This is a genomic window from Halomonas kalidii (genome assembly GCF_030010475.1).
GTDB classification, from domain to species: domain Bacteria; phylum Pseudomonadota; class Gammaproteobacteria; order Pseudomonadales; family Halomonadaceae; genus Halomonas; species Halomonas heilongjiangensis.
The window spans coordinates 1-3210 of sequence record NZ_JASCQN010000031.1 but is presented as its reverse complement, the minus strand read 5'-3'; the positions used below and the strand labels follow the sequence as shown (position 1 = coordinate 3210).

The 3210-nt window shown below is 69.4% G+C and carries 4 protein-coding genes; all 4 read left to right on the top strand.

The window, feature by feature from the left end; all coding sequences use genetic code 11:
- Nucleotides 1–693 (top strand): pyrroloquinoline-quinone synthase PqqC (gene pqqC, locus QLQ85_RS08395; RefSeq protein WP_282738576.1); only part of this gene is annotated, 693 nt, incomplete at its 5' end.
- Nucleotides 690–980: a pyrroloquinoline quinone biosynthesis peptide chaperone PqqD gene (gene pqqD / locus QLQ85_RS08390; protein WP_282722373.1), complete on the top strand. Its 291-nt coding sequence runs from the start codon at nt 690–692 to the stop codon at nt 978–980. The genes pqqC and pqqD, both read left to right, overlap by 4 nt.
- Complete coding sequence (pqqE, locus tag QLQ85_RS08385; RefSeq protein WP_282738575.1) at nt 973–2124, top strand: pyrroloquinoline quinone biosynthesis protein PqqE; 1152 nt, start codon at nt 973–975, stop codon at nt 2122–2124. The genes pqqD and pqqE overlap by 8 nt, the downstream gene beginning before the upstream one ends.
- Nucleotides 2125–2287: 163 nt before the next feature.
- Nucleotides 2288–3210: S-(hydroxymethyl)glutathione dehydrogenase/class III alcohol dehydrogenase (locus tag QLQ85_RS08380; protein WP_282738574.1), on the top strand; the 923-nt coding region annotated here is incomplete at its 3' end.

The following is a 3210-nucleotide window of genomic DNA, read 5'->3' as shown; positions in this document are numbered from 1 at the left end:
GACTACTACCATATCCATCACCCCTACCAGGTCGACATGGCCGAGGGGCGCGCCACGCCCGAACAGATCCGTGGCTGGGTGGCCAACCGCTTCTACTACCAGGTGATGATTCCGCAGAAGGACGCCGCGCTGCTGGCCAACTGCCCCGACGCCGCCACCCGTCGGCGCTGGATCCAGCGGCTGCTCGACCACGACGGCCACGACGACGACGCCGGCGGCATCGAGGCCTGGCTGGCGCTGGGCGAGGCGGTGGGCCTGACCCGCGACGAGCTGTGGTCCCAGGAGCATGTGCTGCCGGGGGTGCGCTTTGCGGTGGACGCCTACGTCAACTTCGTGCGCCGTGCCAGTTGGCAGGAGGGGGCGATCTCCTCGTTGACCGAGCTGTTCGCCCCGAAGGCCCACCAGAGCCGGCTCGACACCTGGCCGATCCACTATCCATGGATCGACGAGGCCGGTTACGGCTACTTCCGCAAGCGGCTCAAGGAGGCGCGCCGCGACGTCGAGCACGGCCTGGAGGTGGCACTGGCGGTGTGCACCACGGTCGAGACCCAGCGGCGGGCGCTGGAGATCCTGCAGTTCAAGCTCGACGTGCTGTGGTCGATGCTCGACGCCATGACGCTGGCCTACCAGCTCGGCCGGCCGCCCTACCACAGCGTCACCGACCGGCGCGTCCATCATCGGGGGCTGTCATGAGCACGGCCGGCATCCAGGGCACCAGCGTCTGTCGCCTGCGCCCCGGCTGGCGGCTGCAGTGGGAGCAGGCCCAGGGGCGCCATGTGCTGCTCTACCCGGAAGGGATGGTGCAGCTCAACGACAGCGCCGGCGCCATCCTCGGCGAGCTCGACGGGAAGCGCGACGTCGATGCCGTGATCGCGACGCTCCAGGCGCGCTATCCCGAGGCCCCCGCCGCGGCCATCGCCGAGGATGTCCATGACTTCCTGGTCGACGCCGAGCAACAAGGGTGGATCCATCATGACTGACCACACCGACACCGTTACCGCCAACGGCCAGACCGGCGCCCCGCTATGGCTGCTCGCCGAGTTGACCTACCGCTGCCCACTGCAGTGCTCCTATTGTTCCAACCCGCTGGACTTCGCCGCCGTCGAGGCCGAGCTCACCACCGCGGAGTGGATCGACACCCTGACCCAGGCCCGCGCCATGGGCGCCGTGCAGCTGGGTTTCTCGGGTGGTGAGCCGCTGGTACGCCAGGATCTCGAGACGCTGGTCGCCGAGGCCCATCGCCTGGGCTTCTACAGCAACCTGATCACCTCCGGCCTGGGGCTCGACGAGTCCCGCATCGAGGCCCTGCGCGAGGCGGGGCTCGACCATATCCAGATCAGCCTGCAGGCCTCCGACCCCGATGTCGCCGCGGCGGTGGCCGGCTCACCCAAGGCCCACGCGAAGAAGCTGGCCATGGCGCGGGCGGTCAAGGCCGCCGGCTATCCCATGGTGCTCAACGTGGTGCTGCACCGCCACAACATCGACCGCCTCGATGCCATCATCGCGCTGTGCGACGAACTCGGCGCCGACGCCGTGGAGCTCGCCAACTGCCAGCTCTACGGCTGGGCCTACCTCAATCGTGCCGGCCTGCTGCCCAGCCGCGAGCAGCTCGAGGTCGCCGAGGCGACCACCGCGCGCTGGCGCGAGCGCCTGGCCGAGCGCGGCCGCGACATGCGTCTGCTGTTCGTGGTGCCCGACTACTATGCCGACCGCCCCAAGGCGTGCATGGGCGGCTGGGGGTCGATCTTCATGACCGTGGCGCCGGACGGGGCCGTGCTGCCCTGCCACAGCGCGCGCATGCTGCCGATGCGCTTCCCCACGGTGCGCGAGCGCTCGCTGCACGAGATCTGGTACCAGAGCGAGGCCTTCAACCGCTATCGCGGCGATGCCTGGATGTCGGAACCCTGCCGCAGTTGCGACGAACGCCACCGGGACGTCGGTGGCTGCCGCTGCCAGGCCTACCTGCTCACCGGCGATCCCGCCGCCACCGACCCGGTGTGCGACCTGTCGCCGGATCACCACCTGATCGAAGCCGCCCGCCGCGAAGCCGCCGGCGACACCCGCACCGCCGGCGAGCTGACGCCGCGTAACGTTCACGAATCGCGGGTCTTCTGTCGCGCCTGACCGGACAGGCGGAGACCGGCACAATGTTGTCAGGCGGCAACGCACTTGTGCCGCTGCGACACAATCCCCCCGTCATGGCTCACCTAGACTGACATCACCGCCAGCATGATCGTGACGACACCCGATAGCGACAGCGACAACAACAACCCTGGGGAGAGTCCACATGAAATCACGCGCCGCCGTCGCCCTGGCCGCGGGCCAGCCGCTCGAGCTGACCGAGATCGACGTCGAGGGGCCCAGGGCCGGCGAGGTGCTGGTGCGCATCGCGGCCACCAGCGTCTGCCACACCGATGCCTTCACCCTCTCCGGGGCCGACCCGGAGGGCAACTTCCCGGCGGTGCTGGGTCACGAGGGCGCCGGGGTCGTCGAGGAGGTGGGCCCGGGCGTCACCAGCGTGCGCCCCGGCGACCACGTCATCCCGCTCTATACCGCCGAGTGTGGCCAGTGCAAGTTCTGCCTCTCGGGCAAGACCAACCTGTGCGGCGCGGTGCGCGCCACCCAGGGCAAGGGCATGATGCCCGACGGCACCTCGCGCTTCTCGCTCGACGGCCAGATGCTGCACCACTACATGGGCTGCTCCACCTTCTCGGAGTACACCGTGCTGCCCGAGGTGTCCTTGGCGGTGGTCTCGAAGGAGGCGCCGCTGGACAAGATCTGCCTGCTCGGCTGCGGCGTCACCACCGGCATCGGCGCGGTGCTCAACACCGCCAGGGTGGAGCCGGGCGCGACCGTGGCGGTGTTCGGCCTCGGCGCCATCGGCCTGGCGGTGATCCAGGGCGCGGTGATGGCCAAGGCATCGCGGATCATCGCCATCGACGTCAACCCGGACAAGTTCGAGCTGGCGCGCCAGTTCGGTGCCACCGAGTTCGTCAACCCCAAGGACCACACCGACCCGATCCAGCAGGTGATCGTCGAGAAGACCGACGGCGGGGTCGACTACTCCTTCGAGTGCATCGGCAACGTCAACGTGATGCGCTCGGCGCTGGAGTGCTGCCACAAGGGCTGGGGCGAGTCGGTGATCATCGGCGTGGCCGGGGCCGGCGAGGAGATCTCCACGCGGCCGTTCCAGCTGGTCACCGGGCGGGT

Excerpts from the sequence above, each read along its gene's own strand:
- pqqD (WP_282722373.1), top strand. The coding sequence starts at position 690 with ATGAGCACGGCCGGCATCCAGGGCACCAGCGTCTGTCGCCTGCGCCCC.
- pqqE (WP_282738575.1), top strand. The coding sequence starts at position 973 with ATGACTGACCACACCGACACCGTTACCGCCAACGGCCAGACCGGCGCC.